The sequence below is a fragment of the Microbacterium suaedae genome (assembly GCF_003254645.1).
Classification (GTDB): Bacteria; Actinomycetota; Actinomycetes; order Actinomycetales; family Microbacteriaceae; genus Microbacterium; species Microbacterium suaedae.
In genome coordinates this window covers 1091448-1118283 of record NZ_PNFD01000001.1, presented here as the reverse complement: position 1 = coordinate 1118283, position 26836 = coordinate 1091448, and the positions used below count along the sequence as shown (strand labels likewise).

The following is a 26836-nucleotide window of genomic DNA, read 5'->3' as shown; positions in this document are numbered from 1 at the left end:
GTCGCCAGAAATCGCTAGTGCGCCCCGGCCCTCGTTGTACTTTTTTGGCGACCCTTCGTGCGCGCAGCACCGTGCGCGCAGAACTGGGTCGCCACGAATCGCTAGTGCGGGTGGCGGTCTACTGACGTTTTCTGGCGACCCGATCGGGCGCGGGCCGGGACGGCCACCGCCGCGAGGGCGGCGCAGCCGAGCGCGGGGATCGTGAGCGGGATCAGCATCCACGCCGCGAGGCCGACGAAGGCCGCCGCGACGACGTGGTAGATCGCGCCGGCCGGATCCGCCGACACGGCGCCGGGGATCGCGCGGAGCGCGCCCGACCAGCCGGCGTCCGGATCCCACGACGCGCACGCGAGCAGCAGCGCGCCGCCGGCGAGGCCCGCGACGAGCCAGCCCGCCGCGGCGATCGCGCCGCCGCCGGGCAGGGCGCCGGATCCCGCGAGCGCGATGTCGAGCGCGAGGATCCCGGCGATCGCCGCGGCCGCGACGCCGACGATCAGTCCGGTCGGCAGCGCGCGCAGCAGATCGCGCCAGAACGCCTCGAGCGGGGATCCGTCGCCGCGCACGAAGCGGCGCAGGTGGCGGATCCCGGCGGCCAGAGCTGCGGGGAGCGTCACGACGAGCAGGCCCGCCGCGGTGACGAGGATCCCCACGAGGAGCGCTTCGCCGAACAGGGCGAACGCGCCCGTCGCCCCGGGGTTCCGCGCCGGCGCATCGCGCGTCGGCCCGGAACCCGAGGCCGCCGCGCGGCGCGCGGCGCGTTCCGCCCTGCCCACGGTCAGCCCTTCAGGCCCTGCGTCGCGACGCCATTGACCAGGAAGCGCTGGAACACGATGAAGAACAGCAGCACCGGGATCAGGGCGACGAACGACGCGGTCACGGTGGCCCCGTAGTCGCTCGTCGACGTCTGGTCGTTGTAGAGACGCAGAGCGATCGGGAGCGGGTAGTTCTCGGGGCTGTTGAGGTACAGCAGCGGCGGGAGGAAGTCGTTCCACGTCCAGATGAACGTGAAGATCGCGCTCGTGATGAGGGCGGGCTTGATCAGCGGCACGATGATCGACCAGAAGATCCGGGCGTGGCCGGCGCCGTCGATCCGCGCGGCTTCATCCATATCGCGGGGCAGATTGCGGATGAACTGCACCATGAGGAAGACGAAGAACGCCTCGGTCGCGAGGAACTTCGGCAGGATCAGCGGCACGAAGGTATCGACGAAGCCGAGCTTGTTGAACCAGATGTACTGCGGGATGATCACGACGTGCACGGGCAGCAGCAACGTGCCGATCATCGCGGCGAACAGAATGCCGAGGCCCTTGAACTTGATCCGCGCGAACGCGTATGCGGCGAGGGCGGACGACATCACGGTGCCGATGACGGCCGAGACGGCGAGGATCGTGGAGTTCGCGAAGAAGCGCCACATCGGCACGCCGCCGATGCCTTCGGACACGGTGGTGTAGTTGGCGAGAGTCGGCTCCCAGGGGATAAGTCCCTGGTTCTGGCCGAACTCGGCATTGGGCTTGAACGTCGAGGCGAAGAGCCAGATCAGCGGGTAGATCACGATCGCGGTGATAGCCAGCAGAACGACAAACCAGATCACGGTCTGCCAGCCGCGGCGCGTCATCTTCTTCCGCGGCGGGGTGGTTCCCGTTGTGACGATGGCGGTGGAGGTCATCGGTCATCTCCCGAGTAGTGGACCCAGGACTTCTGGGTGCGGAACAGGACGACGGCGACGATCGCGACGACGATCATGACGATCCACGCGATCGCGGAGGCGTAGCCCATCTGCGTGTCGGTGAAGCCGCGCTTGTAGAGGTAGAGGGTGATGAAGTTCGTCATGCCGGCCGGGCCGCCCGTGCCGTTGGAGATGATGTACGCCGAGGCGAAGACCTGGAAGGCGCCGACGAGCTCGAGCAGCAGGTTGAAGAACACCACGGGCGAGAGCATCGGGATCGTGACGGTCTTGAAGCGGCGCAGGGCGCCGGCGCCGTCCATCTCAGCCGCCTCGTAGAGCTCCTGGGGAACCTGCTTGAGGCCGGCGAGGAAGATCACCATCGTCGCGCCGAACTGCCAGACGGCGAGGAGGATCATCATGGGGACGACGAGGCTGGGGATGCCGATCCAGCCGCCGAGCTCGATGCCGAAGAAGGACAGCGTGTTGTCGACGGGGCCATCGGTGTTGAACATCGCGCGCCACACGATCGCGACCGAGACGGAGACGCCGATGAGGCTCGGGGCGTAGAACGCCGAGCGGAAGAAGGCCGCGCCCCGGTCGCGGTAGTTCAGCAGCAGCGCGATCGCGAGCGCCGCGGCGAGCTTGATCGGGGTGCCGATGAACACGTAGACGAGGGTGATCATCGCCGACTGCACGAATTGCGGGTCGTCGGTGAACAGTCGCACGTAGTTCTCGAGGCCGACCCACTCAGGAGCGCTGAAGAGGTCGTACGACGTGAACGACAGGTACAGCGAGTACGCCATCGGACCGAGCGTCAGCCCGAGGAAGCCGATCAGCCAGGGCAGCAGGAATGTGTAACCGGCGAGGGTCTCCCGCAGGTGCTTCCTCTTTTGTGCCGGCGTGGCGACTGGGCGCGCCCGCTTCGATCGCCTGCCGTTATCGGCGGTGACGACCCTTCTCGTGTCAGTCGTGCTCATGATCTCCCGATCGGTGGGGGTGGGCGAGGTTCGGGCCTCGCCCACCCGTCGTGTCGTTACTTGAGAGTGACGTTCATCTCGGTGAAGAAGCGGTCGACCGCCTCGTCGACCGTAAGGGTGCCGAATCCGAGCTCGATGCCGATCTGGCGGAACTCTTCTTCGATGGCGCCGTAGCCGACGACCGGAACGGGCGGGGCGTCGCCGAGGCGGTCCTGGATGGACGCCTCGTAGTCCTTGACCTGCGTGCTCAGCTCGTCGAGCGAGGCCGCCTCGAGGGCGACGGACGAGGCGGGCAGGCCGCGGTTGGTGCCGAACACCTCGCCCGAGTCCTCGGAGTTGATGAGGAAGTCGACGAGCATCGCCGACGCCTCGGGGTGCTCGGTCGTCGCGGCCACAGAGTGCAGCATTGACGGCTTCAGGTACAGATCCTTCGCGCCCTCCTCGAGGATCGGCGGGGCCTGGAGCGTGAGCTCGGTGTAGTCCTCGCCGAGGTTGCCGAGGTAGCCGGCGCCGAAGTTGTCCCACGTGCCCTCGCTGAGCACCTGCGCCGTGTCGAAGCCGCCGAGCGGGAAGACCTCCTCGGCCTCCTTCGCCGGGAAGGAACCCTCTTCGCGGATCTCGGAGCCCTGCTCCCAGAACGCCCGCAGATCGTCCTCCGTGAAGTTCGGCTCGCCCTCGTCGGTGAAGAGGTCCTCGCCCTTCGCGCGCTGCTGCAGCTCGAACAGCTGGATGCGGCCGGTCCAGTCGCTCGCGCCCCACACCTCATGCCCGTTGTCGCGGGCGGTCTGGGTGGCATCGACGATCCACTGGCTGTACTCGTCGTAGGTGCCGCCCTCGAAGTCCTCCACACCGACGGTGTCGAGCAGCTTCGGGTTGCTGAACAGGCCCCACGCGTTCGTCGAGGTGGGGATGCCGTAGGTGCCCCCCGCGACCTCTCCGATCGAGAGGATCTCGTTCGAGAGCGACTCGTCGCTGATCTCCTCGCCGAGATGCGGGGCGAGGTCGAGCAGAAGGTCGTTCTCGGCGTACTGGCGCAGGTACGAGTAGTCGAACTGCATCACATCGGGCAGGCCGCCGCCCGCGGCCTCGGTCTGCCGCTTCTCCCAGTAGGCCGGGAAGTCGAGGAAGGAGCTGTTGATGGTGATGTTCGGGTGCTCCTCGGTGAAGCGGTCGAACATCTCGTCGTAGAGGTCGGCGCGGACGTCGTTGCCCCAGAACGTGAAGTTGAGGGTGATTTCCTCTTCGGGATCGTACCCGTCGGAGCCGCCTTCGGCGCCGCCCGAGCAGCTCGTCAGCACGAGGCCGCCAGCGACCGTCACGGCCGCCGCGGCGAGGAATGTGGTCTTGCGGAACATCGGTGTCCTCTCAGAACGTCTTCGTCCGAGCCCGATCCGTCGTGGACCGAGCGGCGCCAGGGAAAGCGCTTGCCGAGCATCGTACGCGCGTTCCGAAACGATTCACAAGGGGGAAGTGGCGCCGACCCCGCGTCGTTGTCGAACCGTGACGCGGGGTCGGCGGGCATCGTCAGTCGAGGATGACGGCGGCTTCGCTGAAGAACAGCTCGACTGCGTCGTCCACGTTCGTCGTGCCGAGGCCGAGCTCCTTGCCGAGGTCCCAGAACGTCTGCTCGAGCGAGCCGTAGCCCTCGACGGGTGCGGGGGGCGCATCGCCGATGCGGTCCTCGACGGAGGCGAGGAAGTCTGCGACCTGCTGGTCCGGCCCCTCCAGGCTCGCGCCCGCGAGCTTCGTCTCGGATGCGGGGAATCCGACCGAGGTGCCGAAGATCTCGCCCGCCTCGGGGCTGTTGATCACGTAGTCGAGGAAGATCGCGGCCGCCTCGGGGTGGTCGCTCGACTCGGAGACGGCCATCTGCAGTCCCGCCTGGCGGTACAGGTCCTGGGATCCCTCGGCGCCCGTCGGCGGCGCGACGATCGAGATGCTCTCGGCGCCCGAGTCGCCGAGGTACGAGGCGATGAAGTTGCTCCAGCTCGCCTCGCTCGCCGTCAGGTTCGCGCCGAAGCCCGACACGGGGTTGATCTCTTCGAGTGCCTGCTGGGGGACGACGACGCCGTCTCGGTCATCCGCTCCGCTCTCCCAGAAGTCCGCGAGCTGCTCCTTCGTGAAGCCGAGCTCACCGTCCTCCGTGAACAGATTGCCGCCCTCGGCGCGCAGCACCATCTCGAAGTTCTGGATGCGCTGCGTGTAGTCGGTGCCGCCGTAGACCTCGCCGCCCGTCGCCTCGGTGACGCCGGCCATCCACTCCGAGTACTCCTCGTAGCTCGTGCTGCCCTCGTACGGTTCGATGCCGTACTCGGCGAGGATGTCGTCGTTGAGGAACACCGACCAGGTGCTGTAGCCGATCGGCAGCGAGTACTGCGCGCCGTCGAGCTGGCCCGTGCCGAGGAGCCCCTCATCGATCGCGTCGGTGGTGACGTACTCGCTGTACTGGCTGAGGTCGGCGAGGAGGTTGTTCTGCGCGTACTGGCGCAGGTACGTGTCCGAGAACTGCCACACATCGGGCAGGCCGCCACCGGCGGCCTCGGTCTGGCGCTTCTCCCAGTACGCGGGGAAGTCGGTGAACGACCCGTTGACGGTGATGTTCGGGTACTCCTCGTTGAAGGCGTCGATGAGCGCCTGGTACCGCTGGGCGCGGTCGTCGTTGCCCCACCACGTGAAGGTGAGCTCTACTTCGTCGCCGGGCTCGTACTCGCCGCCGCCTCCGCCGGCGGAGCAGCCGGCGAGAGCGATCGAGGCGACGCCGATTCCGGCGGTGATCGAGGCGGTGCGCCTGAGGGATGGCTTCATTGCGTTCGTACTCCTCGTGCTTCGTTGCGGGGGGTGAGCGCTCATGCTGTGGGAAAGCGCTTCCCGACATACGGTAAGGCACTCCGAAACGTTTTACAAGTGCCGATCTCGCCGGGGCCACCTGCACAACGACGCCAATTCTGGGCCTGGGTCGACCAGTACCCGCAGGATTCCGCAGGACTGGGCCGGTGCCGGCACAGAATTGGCGTCGTTGTGTATCGAAGGTGTATCGACGGGGACGTCAGGGGGCGAGCTCGGACGCGAGCTCCGCGATCTCGTCCGGCGCGCAGACCCGGTCGATCACGACGAAGCGGTGCGAGAGCTCAAGCGTGGATCCCGGGGCGAGCGTGACCGTCTCGGCGAACGTCGGAGACGGCGCGAGCACGGGGAACGGCTCCGAACGCACGAACCAGCGGATCGCGGGTGCTCCCGACGACGAACCGGCGAACGCGAGGATCGTCGCCCCGCCGTCGACCTCGTCGTGCTGGCCCGAGAAGGCGAGCCAGGGCGCCTCCGTGCCCATCACCGCGTCCGCCTCGGCGCCCGCGAGGCCCGCGTGCTCGGGCGTCGTGACGGATCCGCCCGCGAACGAGCGAACGAGGCGCAGGAAGAGCCCCGAGTAGCCGGCGTTCTCGCGCCCGTTCGTCGTCGGGCTGCCGAGCACGAGCTCGCGATCGGCGATCGAGGTGAGGGTCGTTCGGATGTCGAGCGACCAGAGGCCGCGCGCCGCGTCGAGGCCGTGAAACAGGTGGGTGCGGCGCTCGGAGAGCCACTCGTCGCCCGCCTGCGTGATCCACGTGAGCTCCTCGTCGACGCTCGCCGCCGACCCGCCCGAGACGCCCGTGAAACGGTCGTGGCGGATCCGTCCGACGTTGTCGAGGGGGATGTAGCCCTCGCCGTGCACATAGGTGTTGCCGCCCCAGAAGTTCTCGCCCGACACATCGGTGAGGGTCATCTGCAGGCCCTTGTGCCAGCGATGATCCCAGGGGCGGTATCCGGTCACGGGCGCGCCGGTGAGCGTGCGCAGCGGGTGAAGGAACGGCTTCGGCCCCTCGAAACTCGGCGCGTCGTCCGCGAACACGTAGCGCGCGATTTCGGTGCCGCCCGCCGTTACGGCCAGGGCCGTCGCATCCTCGGCGATCTCGAACTCAGGCATGCGCGGTCTCCGGGCGGGCGGATCGGATTGTGCCTGCGTGGATCCGTGCGGTCGCGTCCTCGGGATCGGAGCCCGCCATCGACGCATAGAACGGATCGCCGGGCGAGAGCTCGTCGCGCGCGACGGAGCGTCCCTTGAGCGCCGACTTGTACATGCCGGCCGCGAGCTCCATGATGCGGCGCCCGTCGTCGCCGCTTGCGATCGGTCGCTCGCCGCGGTGCATGCTGTCGACGAGCTGCGCGAACTGCGGGGTGTGGGAGTCGCTCGAGACGTCGTCGTCGGGAAGCCACGATGCCGCCTCATCGGCCGGGACGCCGGGTGCGGGCGTCCAGGTCCAGTGCGAGTTGTCGTAGCCGTACAGGTGCTCGACCTCGACCGTCGCACGCTCGAAGTCGATGCGCACGTGGCTCGTCTCGCGCGGTGAGAGCAGACTGTTCGTGATCGAGCACATCGCGCCCGAGGCGAAGCGCACGCTCGCCATCGACACGTCCTCGGTGTCGGTCTCGCGTGCGAGGGTCGACATGACGGCCGAGACGTCGGTCCACTCGCCGAGCAGCGACATGAGCATGTCGAGCTGATGGATCCCGTGGCCCATCGTCGGGCCGCCGCCCTCCGTTGCCCACTTTCCGCGCCACGGCACGGCGAAGTAGGCCGGATCCCGGTACCAGAGGGTGTCGCAGCGCGCGACGAGAGGACGCCCCAGCGCGCCGTTCGCGATGAGTTCGCGCAGGCGCACGGCCGCGGATCCGAATCGGTGCTGGAAGATGTACGACGCGTATGGCCCATTCTCGCCCTCGTGCGCCGCGATCTCGTCGTACTCGGCGAGCGACAGGGTCGGCGGCTTCTCAGAGAGCACCCAGGCGCCCGCGTCGAGGGCGGCGATCGCGGCCTCCTTGTGCGCGATCGGCGGCGTCGCGAGGGTGACGAGGTCGGGCTTCTCGGCCGCGAGGAGCGCGTGGATGTCGGGGTAGACGGCGGGGATGCCGAACTCCTCCGCCGTGCTGCGGGCCGATTCCTCGTTCACGTCGGCGACGGCGACGACCTCGACGAGGTTGCCGAGTGCGGCGAGGCTCGGGAGGTGCTGGCCTCGGGAGATGGCACCGGTGCCGATGACGGCGGCGCGAATGGGCATGTGGCTCCTCTGCTTCACATATGGGAAAGCGCTTGCCGACAGTGTATGGGGCATCAGCTGATCCGGCCAGTGTCGCAGGGTCATCGCGGCGGCGCGAGTGAGCACGCTGCCCGCCAACACAATGCAGTCAATGTCGCGCCGATGCGTGTGAGAAGCCGGGTTCTCGGGCGTAGGTCGTCAGATTGACTGCGTTGTGATGACGAGGCTCGCGGAACGCCGGAGCCTGCGCGGATCCTCTGCGCTTCCTCAGCGGATCCTGTGCGGCTCTGAGCTCTCGTACGCTCGAAGTCGCCGTGCCGGGGATCCGGTGGCGGCATCCGAAGAAGACACCCCTCCGAAAGGCCCCGAATGCCGTCGCAGAAGACCTCCCGCGCCCTCAACGACATCGGTCTCGTCGTCCTCCGCATCGTCGTCGGGGGGATCGCGATCGCTCACGGGCTGCAGAAGATCCTCGTGAACGGCCTCGACGGCACCGCCGGATGGCTGGGATCCATGGGGGTGCCCCTGCCCGAGGTGGCGGCGGTCGTCGTCATCGCGATCGAGCTCGTCGGCGGCGCGATGCTCGTGCTCGGACTCGCCCAGCGCGTCGTCGGGGTGCTGCTCGCGGTCGACATGATCGGCGCGATCGCCCTCGTGCACGCGCCCTTCGGCGTGTTCGTCTCCGAGGGCGGCTGGGAGCTCGCCGCGCTCCTCGGCGCCGCGGGTCTCGCCCTGGCGTTCACGGGCAGCGGCTCCTACGGCGTCGACGGCGCGATCGCCGCGCGACGCCGGCGATAGGGCGCGCGGCGCCGCGTCGTCGCCCCGCTTCCGCGCGGTGCCGACTCGTCGCCCCACTTCCGCGCGGTGCCGCGTCACCCCGCCTGTGTGCGGTGGAGCTCGGCGTAGCGCCCGTCGCGTGCGAGCAGCTCGTCGTGCGGGCCCTGCTCGACGATGTGGCCATTCTCGAGGACGACGATGCGATCGGCGCCGCGGATCGTCGACAGGCGGTGCGCGACGACGAGCGTCGTCCGCCCGCGCATCAGGCGTTCGAGCGCCTCCTTCACGAGGGCCTCGGACGACGGATCCAGGGCGCTCGTCGCCTCGTCGAGAAGCAGGATCCGCGGATCCCGCACGAGGGCGCGCGCGATCGCGAGCCGCTGCCGCTGGCCGCCCGACAGGCGCGCGCCGCGCTCGCCGACAACCGCGTCCCAGCCTCCGGGCTGCTGGGAGACGAATTCCCATGCGTTCGCGTCGACGAGCGCCTGGCGGATCCGCTCGTCGGTCACGTCTTCGAGGCCGTAGGCGACGTTGTCGCGGATGGATCCTTCGAACAGGACCGACTCCTGCGGTACGACCGAGACGTGCCGGCGCACGGAACGCAGGTCGAGCTCGTGGGCGTCGCGCCCGTCGATGAGGATCCGCCCCGCCGTCGGGCGGATGAACCCGAGCACGAGGTTGAGCATCGTCGACTTGCCGGATCCGCTGGATCCGACGAATGCGATCGTCTCGCCGGGGGCGATGTCGAGCGAGACGTCGTCGATGGCGGGTGCGTCGGCGTTGGGGTAGACGTGCGAGACGCGTTCGAGCGCGATCGCGCCCGTGACGGCGTCGACCGGCTCGCGTCCGTCGTTCTCCTCGAGATCGGGTTCTTCGAGCACCTCGGCGATCGAGCGCACCGATTCGAGGCCGCGCGTCGCGACGGGGATGAGCATGAGGATCTGGGTGAGTCCCTGCGTCAGCAGCGTGAAGTACGCAGAGAGCATGACGACCTCGCCGGGCGTGATCGGCAGGATCCCCGTGAGGGCGAAGGTGCCCGCCAGGACGAGGCAGAGAACGCCGAGCATCTGCATCGCGACCCACGACATCGAGGCGATGCGCCCGTTGAGCATGTCGAGCACGAGTCCGACGCGTCGCACCTCCTCGGCGCTCGACTCGACCCGCGTGACGGCGGTCTGCTCGAGGCCGTGCGCGCGCGTGATCGGGATGAGCGACGCCATCTCTCCGACGCGGGCGGCGAATCCCTCGACCTCGCGCCGGAAGCGTTCGTTGTGGATGCGGGATCGACGCGCCGAGAACCAGCGGATGCCGATCGCGAGCGGCACGGCGAGGAGGTAGACGGGGAGGAACTCCGGCACCTTGACCGCCGTCATCACGATCGCGCCGAGGAGCACCATCGTCGCCGAGAGCAGCGGGTGGGCCACCTGCTGCAGCATGAGCTCGATGTTCTCGACATCGCGGACGACCTTCGTCTGCACGATCGAGGCGCTCGTGCGCGTGTGGAATCCGATCGACAGGCTCTGCAGGCGCTCGGCGAGGGCGCCGCGCAGATCGGCTCCGGTGTCGCGCACGACGCGCATGAACATGCGCGTGTAGAGCAGGTGGTTGGGGTAGTTCTGCAGCAGCAGGGCCGCCGCCAGTGCGAACCACCACCAGATCGCGGCGAGTTCGCCGTCGAGGGCCACGATGTCGACGATGGCCGCGGTGACCACCGGCATCGCCCACATGGGGATCTCTTTGAGCGCGAAGGCGAGCAGCGCGATCGCCATCCGTCCGGGGCGACGCGCGAGCAGTCGGAGGATCGTGCGAACCGGCCTCTGCCCGTCGACGACGAGTCGCGTGCGGGAAAGCGCTTGCTGAGGCATGATGTCCATCATGCCGTGTTGACGGATCCACAAGTCTTCGTCGAGTCCGCAGCAATTCGCTGCGGACTCGACGAAGACTTGTGGACTTGCGGCGCGGCGACTCGACGATGAGAGGGAGACGATGACGTACCACCTGGCCGGAGACTCGACTGTCGCGGCGTGCCCGCCCGAGGAGCACCCCATGTCGGGGTGGGGGTCGCATCTCGCTCCCCATGTCGACGCGCCCGTGCGCAATCTCGCCTTCGGCGGCGCGACGACCGAGTCGTTCCTCGCCGCGTCGTGGGACGAGCTGATCGGCGAGGTCGAGGCCGGCGACACCGTCGTGATCCAGTTCGGGCACAACGACCAGAAGGATCCCGCCCTGCTCGACGCGCGCGGCGGATACACCGACCGTCTCGCACGCATGGTCGGAGAGGTGCGAGAGCGCGGGGCAACGGCCGTCCTGTGCACGTCGTGCGAGCGTCGCTGGTTCGACGGCGACCGCGTGACGCCGACACACGGGGACTATCCGAACGCCGTGCGCGATCTTGCGGAGGAGCTGGCCGCGCCCCTCATCGATCTCACCGCCTTCACGACGTGGCTCTATGAGGATGAGGGGCCCGAAGGATCCGCCCTGCTGCTCAGCCACTTCGCACCCGGCACCCATCCGCACTGGCCCGAGGGTCTCACCGACGACACCCATTTCCACGAACGCGGCGCCCGGCGGATCGCGGCGTACGTCGGGCGCCAGCTGCGCGGGATCGCTCGGCTCGACGGGGACGCGCCGGCGCGCGGAAGCGAACTGGTGCACTGATGGGTGGCCCGGCCCTGAAGCGCGTCGGGATCCGCGATGTCGCCGAGCACGCGGGCGTTTCGATCGCGTCGGTCTCGAATGCGCTCAACCGGCCCGAGCAGGTCAGTGAGACGCTGCGGCAGCGCGTCCGCGCCTCGGTCGACACCCTCGGATACGCGCCCATGCCCGCGGCGCGGCAGCTGCGGCAGGGCCGCAGCGGGCTCATCGGCATGACCGTCATCAACATCGCCAACCCGTTCTTCGGTGCGCTTATCGCCGGCGCCGAGGACGCCGCCTCGGATGCCGGCATGCGCGTGCTCGCGGCGAACAGCGACGACGACGCGGCGCAGGAGCGCGATCATCTCGGACTGTTCGAGAGCGTGCAGGTCGAGGGCGCGCTCGTCGCCCCCTTCAGTGACACCCACACGCCGGTGAGCCGGCTGCGCGGGCGGGGGATCCCCGTCGTCCTCGTCGACGCGATTGACGACGCGGGTGAGCTCGCCTCGGCATCGTTCGACAACGTCGCGGGCGGACGGCTCGCCGCGGAGCACCTCCTCGCGACGGGGCGTCGCCGCGTGCTGTTCCTCGGCGAGCGTGACGAGCTCGCGCAGGTGCGCGATCGCCGCGCCGGGGCGCGGGAGGCCCTCGCCGCTGCCGGGCTCGACATGCCCGGCGAGCGACTCGCGCGTACGGATCCGGCCTCGGGCCTCGAGTTCGGCGCGCGCATCGCCGCAGCGGATCCGGCCGATCGCCCCGACGCCATCATCTGCTCGAACGACCACCTCGCGATGGGCCTCGTCCGGGCGCTCGTCGATGGCGGCGTGCGTGTACCGGACGACATCGCGGTCGTCGGCTACGACGATACGCAGCTCGCGGAGGTCGCGGCCGTCCCCCTCACCTCGGTGAGGCAGCCGGCCGCCGAGATGGGGCGGCGCGCGGTCGAGCTGCTGCTCGCGCGGATCCGCTCCCCTCGCGCTCCGCGCCAGACGGTCGTCTTCGCGCCGAGGCTCACGGTACGCGCGTCGACGGTCGGCTGAGGCCCGCAAATCCACAAGTCTTCGTCGAGTCCGCTGCAATTGGCTGCGGACTCGACGAAGACTTGTGGAAATGAGCCGCCTATTCCGGCCGCGGGCGCGCCGTCGACGACCGCACGACGAGCTCGAACGGCATCGACGTGTCGGCGGGCGCCACCGCGCCCGGCTCGAGTTCGGCCATGAGCACGTCGACCGCGAGCGCGCCCTGACGACGCGGGAAGTGGGCGATGGTCGTGAGCCCGAAGAACTCGGCCATGTCGTGATCGTCGACGCCCGCGACCGAGACGTCCTGGGGAACGACGAGCCCGAGGTCGCGCGCGGCGAGGATCGCGCCGAACGCCATCTCGTCCGAGGCCGCGAATATTGCGCTCGGACGCGTGCCGGCGGGTGCTCCGAGCAGCTGCTTCGCGGCGCGGTACCCGCCTGGCACGGTGAAGTCGGCGCCGACGACGAGAGACGGATCCGCGGGGATGCCCGCTGCCGACAGCGCCTCCTCGTAGCCCTGGCGCCTCTTCGTCGGCAGGTGGAAGTCGAGGTCGTACGCGGTGTCGCCGCCGATGTGCGCGATGCGGGTGTGGCCGAGCCCCAGCAGATGCTCGGTCGCGAGCCGTGCCGCGCGCACATCGTCGATCGCGAGGGTGCGCACGCCCTCGATCGGGCCTCCGACGCCGACGAGTGGTTTGCCGAGGGCGTGCAGACGCGTCACCTCGGATTCGGACAGCTCGAGCGACACGGCGATCACGGCGTCGACCCGGCGGCGCAGGAGGAAGTTCGAGAACACCTCACGCCGCTCGAAGCCGTCGCCCTCGAGGTTGTAGAGCGTCACGTCGTAGCCGGCCCGCATGAGGCGCTCCTGCGCGCCTGCGAGCACCTGCGTGAAGAACCACTTGTCGAGGAACGGCAGCACGAGGCCGACGTTGCGGTTGCGTCCGCTCGCGAGCGTCGATGCGGCCTGGGAGACGACGTAACCGAGTTCGCTCGCGGCTTCGATGACGCGCTCACGCGTGGCGGGCGAGACGGATCCGCGTCCCGACAGGGCGCGCGAGACGGTCGCGTTCGACACGCCCGCGGCGCGGGCGACCTCGGCGATGTTCACAGACGCATCATCTCCTACTCACATCGTCGAGGGATGCACGACGACGCCAATTCTGTGCCGCGGGTGATGTCTGACCGGCGTGTCGACGGTGTGCGCGCAGAATTGGCGTCGTTGTGCATGAACGTGGTTCGGATCAGACCCCGCGCACCCACGCGGTCGTGTCGTACGGGATGCGGCCGTCGTCGAGCGCGCCGCTCGCGATGAGCACCTCGGCGTCCTCCGGAAGTGCGACCGGATCCTGTCCGAAGTTGGCGATGACCGCGACGTCGCCTGCGCGGAACGCGAGCGTGTGCTCCGGCAGGCCCTCGATCCACTCGAGGTCACTTGTCGCGACGCCAAGCTCGCGGCGCAGGCGGAGGAGCCGTCGGTAGAACTCGAGCGTCGAACCGTCGCGGCCGATCTGCTGATCGCGTGCGAACGCCGCCCAGTCGTCTGGCTGCGGCAACCACGACTCGCCCGTCTCGCTGAAGCCGTACGCGGGCTGGTCCGACTCCCAGGGAATCGGTACGCGACAGCCGTCGCGGCCGTAGCGCTCGCCCTCGAGGCGGAACCAGGTCGGATCCTGGCGGGCCTCGTCGGGGAGGTCGATGACCTCGGGAAGCCCCAGTTCTTCGCCCTGGTACAGGTAGGCGGATCCCGGCAGCGCGAGCATGACGGCCGTCGCGGCGCGGGCGCGGCGCAGGCCGGCGGCCTGATCGGGGCGGCCCGGTGAGTTCGGGCCGATGCCGTGGCCCTGCGGGAAGTCGGATGCGAGGGACAGTCGCGTCGCGTGCCGGATCACATCGTGGTTTGACAGCACCCACGTCGCGGGCGCTCCCACCCCGTGGAAGGCGCGGAGCGACTCGGTGATGACGCGGCGGAGAACGGCCGGATCCCACTCGCTCATGACGTACTCGAAGTTGAATGCCTGGTGCATCTCGTCGGGTCGCACCCAGAGGGCGATCTCGTCGACCGTCGGCATCCATGCTTCGGCACACAGCACGCGCTCGCCGTCGTACGACTCGAGCAGCTTCCTCCAGTCGCGATACACCTCGTGCACGCCCTCCTGGCCCCAGTAGGGGACAGGCTCGATGCCTCCCATCGAGTCGGCATCCTCCGGCGGCGTGTAGTCGGGGAGTTCGTCGTGCTTGACGAGGCCGTGCGCCACGTCGACGCGGAAGCCGTCGACGCCGCGGTCGAGCCAGAAACGCAGGATCCTGCGGAACTCCTCCTGGACGTCTTCGCTCGCCCAGTCGAAGTCGGGCTGCGATTCGTCGAAGAGGTGGAGGTACCACTGACCCGGTGAGCCGTCGCTCTCGGTGACGCGCTTCCACGCGGGGCCGCCGAAGATCGACTGCCAGTTGTTGGGCGGCTCGGATCCGTCGTCGCCCTTGCCGTCGCGGAACATGTATCGGCTGCGCGCGCGGCTGCCGGGATCCGCCGCGAGGGCTTCCTGGAACCAGACGTGCTGGTCAGACGAGTGATTGGGAACGAGGTCGACGATGACGCGCAGCCCGAGCTCGTGGGCCCGGGCGAGCATCGTGTCGAAGTCGTCGAGCGTGCCGAAGAGCGGATCGACGTCGCAGTAGTCGGCGACGTCGTACCCGGCGTCCTTCTGCGGGGACGTCATGAACGGCGAAAGCCACACGACGTCAACGCCGAGCTCGCTGAGCGAGGCGAGGCGTCGGGTGATGCCCGGCAGATCGCCGACGCCGTCCCCGGAGGCATCGCCGAACGAGCGCGGATAGATCTGATAGATCACGGCGGAGCGCCACCATTCGCTGGTCATAGCCGTCAAGCGTAACGGGCGGATCACAGAATTGGAAACGCTTGCAAACCGCGAATCGGTCATGCATGCTTGATTTTCGCGACCGGGTCCACTCGTCCGCCACTCTGGCGACAGGATCTCGTTGCTTGGACTGGAAACGCTTGCAGTCCGGCGGAGCTGCCGGGCACAACGAAAGGGCACACCGATGACGGTGAACAAGACGGGCCGCGCGTTCGCGGCCCTCGCCCTCGCGACGACCCTCGGTCTCGCGGGCTGCGCGGGGAGCGATGACGCGGGAAGCGACGACCAGAACGCGGGAGACGACGAGGCCAGCACGAGCCTCACCGTGTGGGTCGACGCCGAGCGCCTGGATGCCGTTCAGGTCGCGGCCGAGGCGTACACCGACGAGACCGGCGTCGCGATCGACCTCGTCGGCAAGGACACCGCCGACATCAAGGATGACTTCATCCAGCAGGTGCCGACGGGCGAGGGCCCCGACATCACGATGGGGGCGCACGACTGGCTCGGCGAGCTGTCGACCAACGGCGTCGTCGCGCCGCTGGAGCTCGGCGACTCGGCCGGCGACTACCTCGAGGTCGCGATCGACGCCTCCACGTACGACGGCAATGTCTACATGCTCCCGTATGCGGTCGAGAACATCGCCGTCCTGCGCAACGCCGAGCTCGTTCCCGAGCCCGCGACGAGCTTCGACGACATGATCCAGAAGGGGACCGACGCGGGCCTCGACCACCCGTTCGTCGTCGAGCAGGGCGCCGAGGGCAACCCGTACCACCTCTACCCGTTCCAGACCGCCTTCGGCGCTCCGGTGTTCGGCACGACCGACGCCGGATACGACGCGACCGATCTGCGGATCGGCGAGGGCGAGGACTTCGCGGCGTGGCTCGCCGAGCAGGGCAAGAACGGCACGGGCGCGCTCAACACCGACATCGACGGCGACATCGCCAAGCAATCGTTCCTCGACGGCACCGCCGCGTTCTGGCTGACGGGCCCGTGGAACGTCGGGGGCGCGCTTGATGCCGGCATCGACGTCGCGATCGACCCCGTGCCGAGCCCGACAGGTGAGGTCGCCTCGCCGTTCGCTGGCGTGAAGGGCTTCTTCCTCTCGTCTGAGTCCGAGAACAAGATCGCCGCGACCGACTTCCTGGTCAACTTCCTCGGATCCGAGGAGGCGCAGCTGTCGCTCTTCGAAGCAGGCAGCGTGCTCCCGGCGCTCTCGGCGGCTGCCGAGACCGCGTCGAACGACGAGATCATCGCCGGATTCGCCGAGGTCGGCGCCGAGGCGGTCCCGATGCCCGCGATCCCCGAGATGGGAGCCGTGTGGGAGTTCTGGGGCGTTGCCGAAGCCGAGATCATCAATGGCGCGGATCCCGTCGAGCGCTGGCAGAAGCTCACGAGCGACGTCGAGGGCGCGATCGGCTGACACCCCAACCGATGGGTCGCCAGAAAGTGCGGGTGTGCGAGCACCGCGACTGGCACTTTCTGGCGACCCTTCGCGGATCTGAGGAGAGACATGATTACCGAGACCGAACGGGTCACCACGGACGGGCGGCGTGCCCGGCGTCTGCAGACCGCCCAGGGCATCGCCGACGAAGCCGGGGGAAGCCTGCGGTCGCTCGTCGTCAAGCTCGTCCTGCTGGGCATCGTCGACGCGATCGCCGTCTACGCGGTCCTCGTCCTCGCCTCCTTCGCCGAGTGGGGCATGGTCGCGATCGTCGTCGCCGTCGCGGCGCTCGTGAACTGGATCTACTTCTCGCGGCGCCGGCTGCCGGCGAAGTACCTCACGCCCGGCGTCCTCTTCCTCGCCGTCTTCCAGGTCTTCGTCCTCCTGTACACGGGCTATGTCGGGTTCACGAACTACGGAACCGGGCACAACGGATCCAAGGAACAGGCGGTCTCGGCTCTGACGGCGTCGGCGCTCGCCCGCGTTCCCGACTCGCCGGTCTACCCGGTCTCGGTGGTCGAATCCGGCGATGAGCTCGGCCTCCTTGTCACGTCTGCGAGCGGAGAAGCGCTGCTTGGCACCGCGGAGGATCCCCTCGAAACCGTTCCCGATGCCGTCTTCGACGGCGGCACCGCCGTCGAAGCACCCGGTTGGGAGACCCTGCAGTTCGCCGACGTGCTCGAGCGCCAGGGGGAGGTGACGGAGCTCGCGGTGCCGTTCTCGGCGGATCCGAACGACGGCGCTCTGCGTACGCCGGACGGTCAGTCCGCGTACCGGTACGTCTCGAGCATCGAATACGACGAGGCGGCGGGCTCCATCACCGACACGTCCACGGGCGTCGTGTATCGCGACATCGGCACGGGCGCCTTCACCTCTGACGCGGGGGAGGAACTCCTCCCCGGCTGGAAGGTCGCCGTCGGCTTCGACAACTTCGCGAAAGCGGTCACGGATCAGCGCCTGGCGGGCCCGCTCGTCTACGTCACGCTGTGGACCTTCGCCTTCGCGCTCATCACGGTCGCCGTGACGTTCGCGATCGGCCTCTTCCTCGCGATCACCTTCAACAACCGGCGTATGCGCGGACGCCGCATCTACCGCTCGCTGCTGATCCTGCCGTACGCGATCCCCTCGTTCCTGTCTGCGCTTGTCTGGGCCGGCATGATGAACCAGAGCTTCGGATTCCTGAACCAGGTGATCTTCGGCGGCGCGTCGATCCCGTGGCTGACGGATCCGTGGATGGCGAAGCTGTCGGTGCTGATCGTCAACATCTGGCTCGGCTTCCCCTACATGTTCCTCGTGTGCACCGGGGCGCTTCAGTCGATCCCCGACGAGCTGCAGGAGGCCGCGACCGTCGACGGCGCGAAGCCGTGGGAGGTGTTCCGGCTCATCAAGCTGCCGCTGCTGCTCGTGAGCATCGCGCCGCTGCTGATCTCTTCGTTCGCGTTCAACTTCAACAACTTCAACATCGTCTACATGCTCACGGACGGCGGTCCGCGTGACTCCTCCGCGGCGATCCCGGTCGGGCACACCGACATCCTCATCTCGATGGTCTACAAGGTCGCCTTCACCGGGCAGACCCGCGACTACGGGCTCGCGAGCGCCTACACGATCATCATCTTCGTCATCGTCGCGGTTATCTCGGTGATCGCGTTCCGACGCACTAAGTCGCTCGAGGAGCTGAACTGATGTCCACCTCCACTCCCACGCGCCGCCGTCGCGGCCTCGGCCGCTGGTTCGCCGATACCGGGTGGCGCCACGTCGCCGGGATCGCCGTGCTCGTCGTCGCGATGCTGCCGATCGTGTTCGTCATCTCGAGCTCGCTCAACCCGCAGGGCACCCTCACGGGCTCCAATGCGCTGTTCTCCGCGATCGGCTTCGACAGCTATGCGCGCATGCTGAACGACCCGCAGGCGCCGTTCCTCGCCTGGTTCGGCAACACCCTGCTGATCTCGGGCCTCACCGCGATCCTCACGGTGTTCCTCGGAGCGCTCGCCGCGTATGCCTTCTCGCGCATGCGATTCGCCGGTCGCCGCGCCGGGCTCATCTCGATCGTCGTCGTGCAGATGTTCCCGCAGCTGCTCGCGGTCGTCGCGATCTTCCTCCTGCTGAGCGCGCTCGGCGAGTGGTTCCCCGCCATCGGCCTCAACAGCCGCATCGGGCTCATCCTCGTCTACCTTGGCGGAGCTCTCGGCGTGAACACGTACCTCATGTACGGGTTCTTCAACACGATCCCGCAGTCGATCGATGAGGCCGCCCGCATCGACGGTGCGAGCCATGTGCGCGTGTTCTTCACGATCGTGCTGCCGCTCGTGACGCCGATCCTCGCGGTCGTCGCGCTGCTGAGCTTCATCACGTCCGTCAACGAGTTCGTCGTCGCATCGGTCGTGCTGATCGACTCCGATGTGCAGACGCTCGCCGTCGGGCTGACGAAGCTCGTGTCGAATCCGCGCTACGCCGACTGGAGCGCGTTCAGCGCCGGGGCGGTGATGGCGGCGATCCCCGTCGTCGCCCTGTTCCTCTTCCTGCAGAAGTACATCGTGGGTGGCCTGACCGCGGGCGCGGTGAAGTAGCCCGCCCCCCAACCCCTCATTTCTGGCACGTCCCTGCACGAATTCCGCCGCGGGGATGTGCCAGAAATGAAGGATCAGGGGGCAGGATAGGGAGGACATCGAGAAGGGGGATCTCCATGGTGTTCGGTCGTCGTCGTTCCGCTCCGCCTGCTCCGACCCCGCCCGCCGCGCCTCCCGCGCGCGGTGCCTGGCGCGACGGGTTCGGCATCCTTGCCACGCGCGCGATCCAGATCATCGCCGTTGTCGTGCTCGCGGCGGGTGTGATCTGGGGCCTGCGCAACCTCACGGTCGTCGTGATCCCGGTGATCCTCGCGGTCGTGTTCGCCGCCGCGTTCGAGCCGGTGATGCGCTGGTTGCGGGCGCGCATGCCGTCGGTCCTGGCGACCGTGATCCTGCTGCTGGCGATCGTCGGCGTCATCGGGGGCGTCGTCTGGGCGATGGTGCGCGCCGTCGCGGCCCAGTGGGAAGACCTGTACGACAGCGCTCAGCAGGGCGTCACGCAGGTGATCGAGTGGGTCAATACGCTGCCCTACGCGCCCGATCAGGAGCAGATCGACGAGTGGTGGGTCGCGCTCCAGGACTTCGCGACGAGCGCTCAATTCGGATCGAGCCTGGGAAGCGGCGCGGTCGCGGGCGTCAGCGCGGTCGCGAGCTTCGTCACGGGGCTCGTGCTCATGGTCGTCGTGCTGTTCTTCTTCCTCAAGGACGGCCCGATCATCTGGGACTTCCTGCTGCGCCCCTTCCAGGGCGAATGGCACGCGCGCATGCAGCGGGTCGGAACGAAGAGCGTCGACACTCTCGGCGCCTATGTGCGCGGCACCTCGGCCGTGGCGGCGGTCGACGCGATCGGCATCGGCATCGGCCTGATGATCCTGCAGATCCCGCTGGCGCTGCCCCTGACACTGCTCGTGTTCCTGCTCGCGTACATCCCCATCGTCGGCGCGACGCTCGCCGGGATCCTCGCGGCTCTCGTCGGGCTCGTCGACGGCGGCTTCATGGACAACGGCCTGCTCGCGGCGATCATCATCGTCGCGATCGTCGTCGGGGTGAATCAGCTCGAGGGCAACTTCTTGCAGCCTGTCCTCATGGGGCGGGCCCTGAAGCTGCACAGCCTCGTCGTGCTGATCGCCCTGACGATCGGCACCGTGCTCGCGGGCATCCTCGGCGCGATCCTCGCCGTGCCGCTCGCGGCGGTCGTGTGGGGGATCATCCAGGTCTGGGACGGCGAGAACACTCCCGCGCGCTGGGCGCGCAAGAAGCAACGCGCCTGACGGATCCGCCTTCGTATGACGAGAACCGCCCGGCTTCTGCATGAAGCCGAGCGGTTCTTGTCATTGAGGGAGGGCGGGAGGCGACCGTGCGGCGTCAGCTTCCCAGCACCCCCGCGACGATGGCGCGGGCCTCCTCCTGCACCTGCGCGAGGTGGGCGTCGCCCTGGAGGCTTTCGGCGTAGAGCTTGTAGACGTCCTCGGTGCCCGAGGGGCGGGCGGCGAACCACGCAGACGCCGTCTGCACCTTGAGCCCGCCGATCGCCGCGCCGTTGCCCGGCGCGTGCGACAGCTTCGCGGTGATGGGATCCCCCGCGAGCGCGTCGGCCGCGACGTCGTCGGGCGAGAGGGACTTCAGCTTCGCCTTCTGCTCAGGGCTCGCGGGGGCATCGATGCGCTGGTAGCTCGACGCGCCGTGCTCGGCTTCGAGCTCGGCGTAGCGCTGCGAGGGCGTCTTGCCCGTCACCGCGAGGATCTCGGCCGCCAGCAGGCAGAGGAGGATCCCGTCCTTGTCGGTCGTCCACACGCCGCCGTCGCGGCGCAGGAACGAGGCTCCGGCGGACTCCTCGCCGCCGAAGGCGACGGATCCGTCGAGCAGGCCCGGCACGAACCACTTGAAGCCGACGGGCACCTCGAGCAGGCGGCGACCGAGCGCGTCGGTCACGCGGTCGATCATCATCGACGACACGAGCGTCTTGCCCACCGCGGCGTCCGGCGACCAGCCCGGGCGGTGCGAGAAGAGGTAGTCGATCGCGACCGCGAGGTAGTGGTTCGGGTTCATCAGACCGGCGTCGGGGGTGACGATGCCGTGGCGGTCGGCGTCGGCGTCGTTGCCCGTGAGGATGTCGAACTCGTCCTTGCGCGCGACGAGCGACGCCATCGCCGACGGCGACGACGGATCCATGCGGATCTTCTCGTCCCAGTCGAGCGTCATGAATCGCCACGTCGGATCCACATCGGGGTTCACGACCGTGAGGTCGAGGCCGTAGGTCTCGGCGATGAGCTGCCAGTACTCGACGGATGCGCCGCCGAGCGGATCCGCGCCGATCTTCACGCCGGCGGCCTTGATCGCCTCCATGTCGATGACTTCGCTGAGATCGCGCACATAGGCCGCGCGGAAGTCGTGCGTCGAGACGGCCTCGGCATCGAGGTCGGCGTAGCGCACACGCTTCACGTCGACGAGGCCACCGGCGATGATCTCGTTCGCCCGGTCGGCGATCCACCCGGTCGCGTCGGCGTCGGCCGGCCCGCCGTGCGGCGGGTTGTACTTGAAGCCGCCGTCGGCCGGCGGGTTGTGGCTCGGCGTCGCGACGATGCCGTCGGCACGCGACGGGTCGTCGGCGGCCTTGCGGCGGTTGTGCACGAGGATCGCGTGGCTGAGGGCCGGCGTCGGCACCCAGGCGTCGTGCGCGTCGACGCGCACATCGACGCCGTTCGCGATGAGCACCTCGGTCGCCGTGCGCTCGGCGGGCAGCGAGAGAGCGTGCGTGTCGCGGCCGAGGTAGAGGGGGCCGCGGATGTTCTGCTGCGCGCGGTACTCGACGATCGCCTGCGTCGTCGCGAGGATGTGGTGCTCGTTGAAGCTCGTGGTGAGGCTCGATCCGCGATGTCCGCTCGTGCCGAACGCGACGCGCTGCGCGGGCACCGCAGGGTCGGGCTGCTCGTCGTAATACGCGGCGATCAGCGCATCGATATCGACGAGGTCCTGGGGCTCGGCCGGGAGGCCTGCTCGGCTGCTCATGTGCACAGTCTGCCAAAGGCGCGTGACAGAGTCGTGACCTGTCGGGATATTTCTGGCCCGGGCGTGGCCGACATCACAACGCAGTCAATTCGGCGGCCCCGGCAAAGCCGCCCCGGGGAACGGCGGGGATGGAGTGTGCGGGACCAAGCAGATCGACTGCGTCGTGTTGTCGGGGAGCGGCGCGGGTACGGTAGGCGCATGACGAACGCGCCCACCGGATCCCGCACGTACAGCTATCTCGGACCGGCGGGCACGTTCACGGAGGCGGCGCTCGCGCAGGTGCCGGAAGCCGCGGGGCAGGAGTGGCGGCCCGTCGCGAACGTCGGACAGGCGCTCGCCGACGTGGCGGAGGGTCGCTCGCACGGCGCCATGATCGCCATCGAGAACACGGTCGAGGGCGGGGTATCGAGCGCGCAGGACGCGCTCGCGAACACCCCGGGCCTGCGGATCGTGGGTGAATACCTCGTCCCCGTGCGTTTCGTGCTCGTCGCGCCGCGCGGATCCCGGCTCGAAGACGTCACGGACGTCGCCGCTCACCCCGTGGCATACGCGCAGTGCCTCGAATGGCTCGGCGCGAACGTACCCGGCCACACGCAGGTGATCGCGGCGAGCAACGTCGCGAGCGCGATCGGCGTGCTCGACGGATCCCTCCCCGCGCACGCCGCGATCGCCGCGCCGGGCGTTGTGGATCACTACGACGTCGACGTGCTCGCCGAGAACATCGGCGACAACCCCGACGCCGTCACGCGCTTCGTGCTCGTCACGCGCACGGTCACGCCGCCGCCCGCCACGGGCGCCGACAAGACGTCACTCCTCGTCGAGCTGCCGAAGGAAGTGCCGGGCGCGCTCGTCGAGATGCTCGAGCAGTTCGCGACGCGCGGCATCAACCTCAGCCTCATCCAGTCGCGACCCATCGGCGACCGGCTCGGCCGGTACCGCTTCGTCATCGACGCCGACGGCCACATCGCCGACGAGCGCATGGCCGACGCGCTCATGGGGCTCAAGCGGTTCAGCCCGCACGTGATCTTCCTCGGGTCGTATCCCCGCGCCGACCGCCAGGCCGTGTCGCACTCGGCGAGGTACAGCGACGAGTCGTTCGCCGACGCGCGCGACTGGCTGCGGGGGCTGCTCGCGGGCGTCGACGACTGACCTCAAATCCACAAGTCTTCGCCGAGTCCACGGCTATTCTCACCGGACTCGACGAAGACTTGTGGAGATGCGGGGGCGTAGCCTGGCCGTATGGCACTGTTCGCCGACCGCGAGGACGCGGGGCGGGCGCTCGCCGCGGCGCTCGTTCCGGGCCCCGACGCGGTCGTGTACGGGATCCCGCGCGGGGGTGTCGTTCTCGCGGCCGAGGTCGCCCGCGCACATGGCCTGCCGCTCGACTGCGTCGCGGTGCGCAAGCTCGGCGCGCCCATGAACCCCGAGGTGGCGCTCGGCGCGATCGCCGACGAGGTGCTCGTGATCTCGCCCGAGGCTGAGCGGACCCCCGGTCTGACGAACGACCAGTTCCAGCTGACGAAGGACATGGAACAGGCCGAGCTCGCGCGCCGTTCCCGCCTCTACCGCGCCCTGCGCCACAACCCGGCGGGGCGCGAGGCGATCGTCGTCGACGACGGCGTCGCCACCGGAGTGACCGCGATCGCGGCATGCCTCGCGCTGCAGCAGAAGGGTGCCGCGCGGGTCGTGCTCGCGGTTCCGGTCGCGCCGGAGGGGTGGACGCCGGGCGAGACGGCCGACGAGTACCTCTGCCTGTCGCGCCGCGACGACTTCCTCGCGGTCGGGCAGTTCTACGAGGCGTTCGGCCAGACGAGCGACGGTGAGGTGCTGAAGATGCTCGACCTGACGTGACCTATTTGGTGATGATATTCATTCTCATTAGTATCGTCTGATGTGACGACACCCTCCATCGCTCCCGTGCGCGGCAGAGGCCGCCTGGAGCGCCGCACGTGGATCATCTGCGTCGCGCTTGTCATGTCGAACTGCGCCCTGATCGTCGTCTCGGGCGCCGTTGGATCTGTCGCGGTGAACCCGACGGAGGCGGCCCAGATTGTCACCGGGCACCTCATCCCCGGCATGCCGTGGATGTCCGACGGATCGCTCACCCCTTTGCAGGACCAGGCAGTGTGGCAATTCCGTATGCCGCGAACCCTACTCGCCGCCCTCGCCGGTGCGGGCCTCGCGCTCGCGGGCGCGCTCATGCAGGTCACGGTGCGCAATCCGCTCGCCGAGCCGTACATCCTCGGCGTCTCGTCAGGTGCCAGCGTCGGCGCCGTGCTCGTGATCGTGTTCGGATCCGCCGTCGTGGGCGGTCTCTCGCTCAACGCAGCGGCGTTCGCGGGCGCCCTCGCGACATGCGTCACCGTTGCGATGCTCGCACGAAAGAACGGCACGCTGTCACCCACGAGGATGATCCTCGCGGGCGTCGCGCTGGGGACCCTCCTCAGTGCCGTGACGAGCTACCTGACGATCTCGACAGACGCGCAGAACGTCGTCGGCGTGCTGTTTTTCCTGCTCGGCAGTGTCTCGGCGGCGACGATGACAAGCCTCATCGGCCCCACCGTCGCGCTCGTCGCCTCGTGCATCGTCGCGGCGCTGCTGGCGCGCTCGCTCAACGCCCTGATGACGGGCGACGAGTCGGCGGTGTCGCTCGGCGTGAACGCGTCGCGGCTGCGCGGGCTGCTGCTCGTGATCGCGTCGCTGCTGACGGGCACGGTCGTGTCGGTTGCCGGCGGCATCGGCTTCGTCGGCCTCGTCATCCCGCACATCGCGCGGATCCTGGTGGGCGCGGATCACCGGCGGATGCTGCCGGTGACCGTGCTGAGCGGATCCCTGTTCCTCGTCGCCGCCGATCTGCTCGCCCGCACGGTCGCGGCCCCGACGGAGATCCCCCTCGGCATCCTCACGGCGTTCGTCGGCGCGCCGTTCTTCCTCTGGCTGATGCGCCGGGGCGGGGCCGACCGGGCGGGGCTCGGCCGATGAGGATCGACTTCGACTCTGTCACCGTCGCCCTCGGCGGGAGCGACGTCGTGCGGGGCGCCTCGGCGAGCGTCGAATCGGGGGCGATCGTGGGGCTCGTCGGCCCCAACGGTTCCGGGAAGTCGTCGCTGCTGCGCACACTCTACCGAGCGGTCGCGCCGCGCCGCGGCATCGTGCGCGTCGACGGGCGCGACGTGCACGGCCTCGGCGGTCGCGAGCTCGCCCGCACCGTCGCCGTCATGCTGCAGGACGCGCCGACCGACTTCGATCTCAGCGTCGAAGAGACCGTGCTCCTCGGACGCGCGCCGCACCACGCGTCCTTCGGGCGCGACACCCCTGAGGATCTGCGGATCGTCGACGAGGCGATGGCGCGCACCGGGATTCGCGAGCTCGCCGATCGCATGGTCGCGACCCTTTCGGGTGGGCAGCGCCAGCGCGTCATGCTCGCCAGGGCGCTCGCGCAGCAGACCCCCGTCCTCGTGCTCGATGAGCCGAGCAACCACCTCGACATCAGCCACCAGCACGACCTGATGAGCACCGTGCGCGGCCTCGGCTGCACCGTCATCGCGGCGCTGCACGACCTCAACCTCGCGGCCCAGTATTGCGACGGCATCGTCGTGCTCGCGGGCGGCGAGGTCGTCGCGGCGGGCACGGCGGATCTCGTGCTCACGCCGGAGCTGATCCGATCCGTCTTCGGAGTCGACGTACGCGCGCTCCGTGACGACGGCGGCCCCGTCTTCGCCTTCCGCCGACTGGGCGCGAGCGCGCCCGACACTCTCACCGAAAGCAGCGTGATCCGATGATCCCCCTCCGCCGTCCCCTCTCCCGTGCCGCCGCCGCGACGGGCCTCGCCGCAGCGCTGCTGCTCGTCGCCGGATGCGGATCGGGGGTGGTCGCGGACGCCGCGCCCGATGACGCCGGCGCCTCGACGACGATCGAGAACTGCGGGCGCGAGGTCGTCGTTGACGGCGCGCCCGAGGCCGCCGTGGGGATGCACCCCGCGCAGACTGAGCTGCTGCTGCGGCTCGGGCTCGCCGATCGGCTCGTCGGGCAGGCGCAGGCCGCGTCGCAGGCGTTGCCGGACGACGTCGCCCCGCTCGCCGCGGAGGTGCCCGTGCTCGGCGACGTCGCCCCGCCCAGCAGAGAGGACCTGCTCGCCGTCGAGCCCGACTTCGTCTATTCGCCCACGACGTACGAGTTCTCGGCGGATCAGGGCTTCGCGAGCATCGAGCAGCTGGGTGACGCCGACGCCGCCGTGTATGTGGCGGCGGGCGGCTGCAAGGACCGCCGCATGACCGGCGAGGTCGCCGACCTCTTCGCGGATCTCGAGAACCTCGGCGAGATCTTCGGCGAGCAGGACGCGGCGGAGGAGCTGATCGCGGACAGCCGCGCAGACCTCGACGCCGTGGCGACCGCTGTCGCCGATGTCGAGCCGTTGCGTGTCGCGCAGGTGTTCTACGACGGGGGCGCGCTGCAGGCGATCGGGGCGGGCGTCGAGTACGACATGCTGCGCCTCGCCGGCGCCGACAATGTCTACGCGCCGGATCAGGACGCGTTCTCGGACTTCTTCGCCGCGGCGATCACACCCGAGTCGCTGGCCGCCGAGGAGCCCGACGCGATCGTCTTCTCGACCTACGACGACGCGCACGAGGCCGCCACGCGCGAATACCTCACGACGACGTTCCCGGACATGCCGGCCGTGCGCGAGAGCCGGCTGATCGCCGTCTCGTCGTCGGACGTCTTCCCTGGCACGCTCGGGAACATCGCGGTGGTCGAGCAGGTCGCGAAGGGCCTCTACCCCGAGGCGTTCTGA

At 69.1% G+C, this 26836-nt stretch carries 23 protein-coding genes; 12 read left to right on the top strand and 11 right to left on the bottom strand.

Annotated elements, in window-relative coordinates; genetic code table 11:
* Positions 1 to 101 precede the first annotated feature (101 nt).
* The 7 genes from C0012_RS05010 to C0012_RS04980 all read right to left on the bottom strand — a co-directional run bounded on the left by C0012_RS05010 (position 102) and on the right by C0012_RS04980 (position 7736).
* Positions 102 to 773, bottom strand: a complete 672-nt coding sequence (locus tag C0012_RS05010; protein ID WP_110589477.1) for a hypothetical protein — start codon at positions 771 to 773, stop codon at positions 102 to 104.
* 2 nt (positions 774 to 775) lie between these two features.
* Positions 776 to 1666, bottom strand: coding sequence for a carbohydrate ABC transporter permease (locus tag C0012_RS05005; RefSeq protein WP_110589478.1), 891 nt, complete (start codon positions 1664 to 1666; stop codon positions 776 to 778).
* The gene (locus tag C0012_RS05000) at positions 1663 to 2643 is read right to left on the bottom strand and encodes a carbohydrate ABC transporter permease (RefSeq protein WP_110589744.1); all 981 of its coding nucleotides are present in this window, start codon (positions 2641 to 2643) and stop codon (positions 1663 to 1665) included. Before C0012_RS05000 ends, C0012_RS05005 begins: the two co-directional genes overlap by 4 nt.
* Before the next feature lie 56 nt (positions 2644 to 2699).
* Positions 2700 to 3998, bottom strand: a complete 1299-nt coding sequence (locus C0012_RS04995) for an ABC transporter substrate-binding protein (RefSeq protein ID WP_110589479.1) — start codon at positions 3996 to 3998, stop codon at positions 2700 to 2702.
* Positions 3999 to 4167: 169 nt separating this feature from the next.
* Positions 4168 to 5448: an ABC transporter substrate-binding protein gene (locus C0012_RS04990; protein ID WP_110589480.1), complete on the bottom strand. Its 1281-nt coding sequence runs from the start codon at positions 5446 to 5448 to the stop codon at positions 4168 to 4170.
* A gap of 241 nt (positions 5449 to 5689) precedes the next feature.
* Complete coding sequence (locus C0012_RS04985; protein ID WP_110589481.1) at positions 5690 to 6604, bottom strand: DUF6807 domain-containing protein; 915 nt, start codon at positions 6602 to 6604, stop codon at positions 5690 to 5692.
* The gene (locus C0012_RS04980) at positions 6597 to 7736 is read right to left on the bottom strand and encodes a Gfo/Idh/MocA family protein (RefSeq protein WP_110589482.1); all 1140 of its coding nucleotides are present in this window, start codon (positions 7734 to 7736) and stop codon (positions 6597 to 6599) included. Before C0012_RS04980 ends, C0012_RS04985 begins: the two co-directional genes overlap by 8 nt.
* Positions 7737 to 8084: 348 nt before the next feature.
* On the opposite strand from C0012_RS04980, the gene C0012_RS04975 reads away from it, so the two are divergent.
* Complete coding sequence (locus tag C0012_RS04975) at positions 8085 to 8513, top strand: DoxX family protein (RefSeq protein ID WP_110589483.1); 429 nt, start codon at positions 8085 to 8087, stop codon at positions 8511 to 8513.
* Positions 8514 to 8587: 74 nt separating this feature from the next.
* On the opposite strand, the gene C0012_RS04970 is transcribed toward C0012_RS04975, so the two are convergent.
* A complete protein-coding gene (locus C0012_RS04970) occupies positions 8588 to 10357 on the bottom strand; it encodes an ABC transporter ATP-binding protein (protein ID WP_110589745.1) in 1770 nt (589 codons plus the stop codon).
* Between the two features lie 121 nt (positions 10358 to 10478).
* On the opposite strand from C0012_RS04970, the gene C0012_RS04965 reads away from it, so the two are divergent.
* Both C0012_RS04965 and C0012_RS04960 read left to right on the top strand, forming a co-directional pair.
* A complete protein-coding gene (locus C0012_RS04965; protein WP_110589484.1) occupies positions 10479 to 11150 on the top strand; it encodes a rhamnogalacturonan acetylesterase in 672 nt (223 codons plus the stop codon).
* Entirely contained in the window at positions 11150 to 12166 is a 1017-nt protein-coding gene (locus C0012_RS04960; protein WP_232527779.1) for a LacI family DNA-binding transcriptional regulator, read from the top strand. Before C0012_RS04965 ends, C0012_RS04960 begins: the two co-directional genes overlap by 1 nt.
* 79 nt (positions 12167 to 12245) lie before the next feature.
* Here the strand turns inward: C0012_RS04960 and C0012_RS04955 are convergent, their stop codons facing one another.
* Both C0012_RS04955 and C0012_RS04950 read right to left on the bottom strand, forming a co-directional pair.
* Entirely contained in the window at positions 12246 to 13259 is a 1014-nt protein-coding gene (locus C0012_RS04955; protein WP_110589485.1) for a LacI family DNA-binding transcriptional regulator, read from the bottom strand.
* A gap of 133 nt (positions 13260 to 13392) precedes the next feature.
* Positions 13393 to 15027 carry a glycoside hydrolase family 13 protein gene (locus tag C0012_RS04950; protein WP_232527778.1) on the bottom strand — a complete coding sequence of 545 codons (1635 nt, stop codon included), beginning with the start codon at positions 15025 to 15027 and terminating at the stop codon, positions 13393 to 13395.
* 184 nt (positions 15028 to 15211) lie between these two features.
* Here C0012_RS04950 and C0012_RS04945 point away from each other — a divergent pair, with 184 nt between their 5' ends.
* The 4 genes from C0012_RS04945 to C0012_RS04930 all read left to right on the top strand — a co-directional run bounded on the left by C0012_RS04945 (position 15212) and on the right by C0012_RS04930 (position 20306).
* Entirely contained in the window at positions 15212 to 16447 is a 1236-nt protein-coding gene (locus tag C0012_RS04945; protein WP_110589487.1) for a sugar ABC transporter substrate-binding protein, read from the top strand.
* A 90-nt stretch (positions 16448 to 16537) separates the two neighbouring features.
* Positions 16538 to 18151 carry an ABC transporter permease subunit gene (locus C0012_RS04940; RefSeq protein ID WP_110589488.1) on the top strand — a complete coding sequence of 538 codons (1614 nt, stop codon included), beginning with the start codon at positions 16538 to 16540 and terminating at the stop codon, positions 18149 to 18151.
* On the top strand, positions 18151 to 19035 hold the full coding sequence (locus tag C0012_RS04935; protein ID WP_110589489.1) for a sugar ABC transporter permease: 885 nt from the start codon (positions 18151 to 18153) through the stop codon (positions 19033 to 19035). The genes C0012_RS04940 and C0012_RS04935 overlap by 1 nt, the downstream gene beginning before the upstream one ends.
* Before the next feature lie 116 nt (positions 19036 to 19151).
* Positions 19152 to 20306 carry an AI-2E family transporter gene (locus C0012_RS04930; RefSeq protein ID WP_110589490.1) on the top strand — a complete coding sequence of 385 codons (1155 nt, stop codon included), beginning with the start codon at positions 19152 to 19154 and terminating at the stop codon, positions 20304 to 20306.
* Positions 20307 to 20400: 94 nt separating this feature from the next.
* Here C0012_RS04930 and pgm read toward each other — a convergent pair whose 3' ends face one another.
* Complete coding sequence (gene pgm, locus C0012_RS04925) at positions 20401 to 22044, bottom strand: phosphoglucomutase (alpha-D-glucose-1,6-bisphosphate-dependent) (RefSeq protein WP_110589491.1); 1644 nt, start codon at positions 22042 to 22044, stop codon at positions 20401 to 20403.
* Positions 22045 to 22242: 198 nt separating this feature from the next.
* On the opposite strand from pgm, the gene pheA reads away from it, so the two are divergent.
* The 5 genes from pheA to C0012_RS04900 all read left to right on the top strand — a co-directional run bounded on the left by pheA (position 22243) and on the right by C0012_RS04900 (position 26836).
* Positions 22243 to 23193, top strand: coding sequence for a prephenate dehydratase (gene pheA / locus C0012_RS04920; protein WP_110589492.1), 951 nt, complete (start codon positions 22243 to 22245; stop codon positions 23191 to 23193).
* A 90-nt stretch (positions 23194 to 23283) separates the two neighbouring features.
* On the top strand, positions 23284 to 23895 hold the full coding sequence (locus tag C0012_RS04915; RefSeq protein ID WP_110589493.1) for a phosphoribosyltransferase: 612 nt from the start codon (positions 23284 to 23286) through the stop codon (positions 23893 to 23895).
* A gap of 42 nt (positions 23896 to 23937) precedes the next feature.
* Positions 23938 to 25026, top strand: a complete 1089-nt coding sequence (locus tag C0012_RS04910) for a FecCD family ABC transporter permease (protein ID WP_232527777.1) — start codon at positions 23938 to 23940, stop codon at positions 25024 to 25026.
* On the top strand, positions 25023 to 25826 hold the full coding sequence (locus tag C0012_RS04905; protein WP_110589494.1) for an ABC transporter ATP-binding protein: 804 nt from the start codon (positions 25023 to 25025) through the stop codon (positions 25824 to 25826). The genes C0012_RS04910 and C0012_RS04905 overlap by 4 nt, the downstream gene beginning before the upstream one ends.
* Complete coding sequence (locus tag C0012_RS04900) at positions 25823 to 26836, top strand: ABC transporter substrate-binding protein (protein WP_110589495.1); 1014 nt, start codon at positions 25823 to 25825, stop codon at positions 26834 to 26836. Before C0012_RS04905 ends, C0012_RS04900 begins: the two co-directional genes overlap by 4 nt.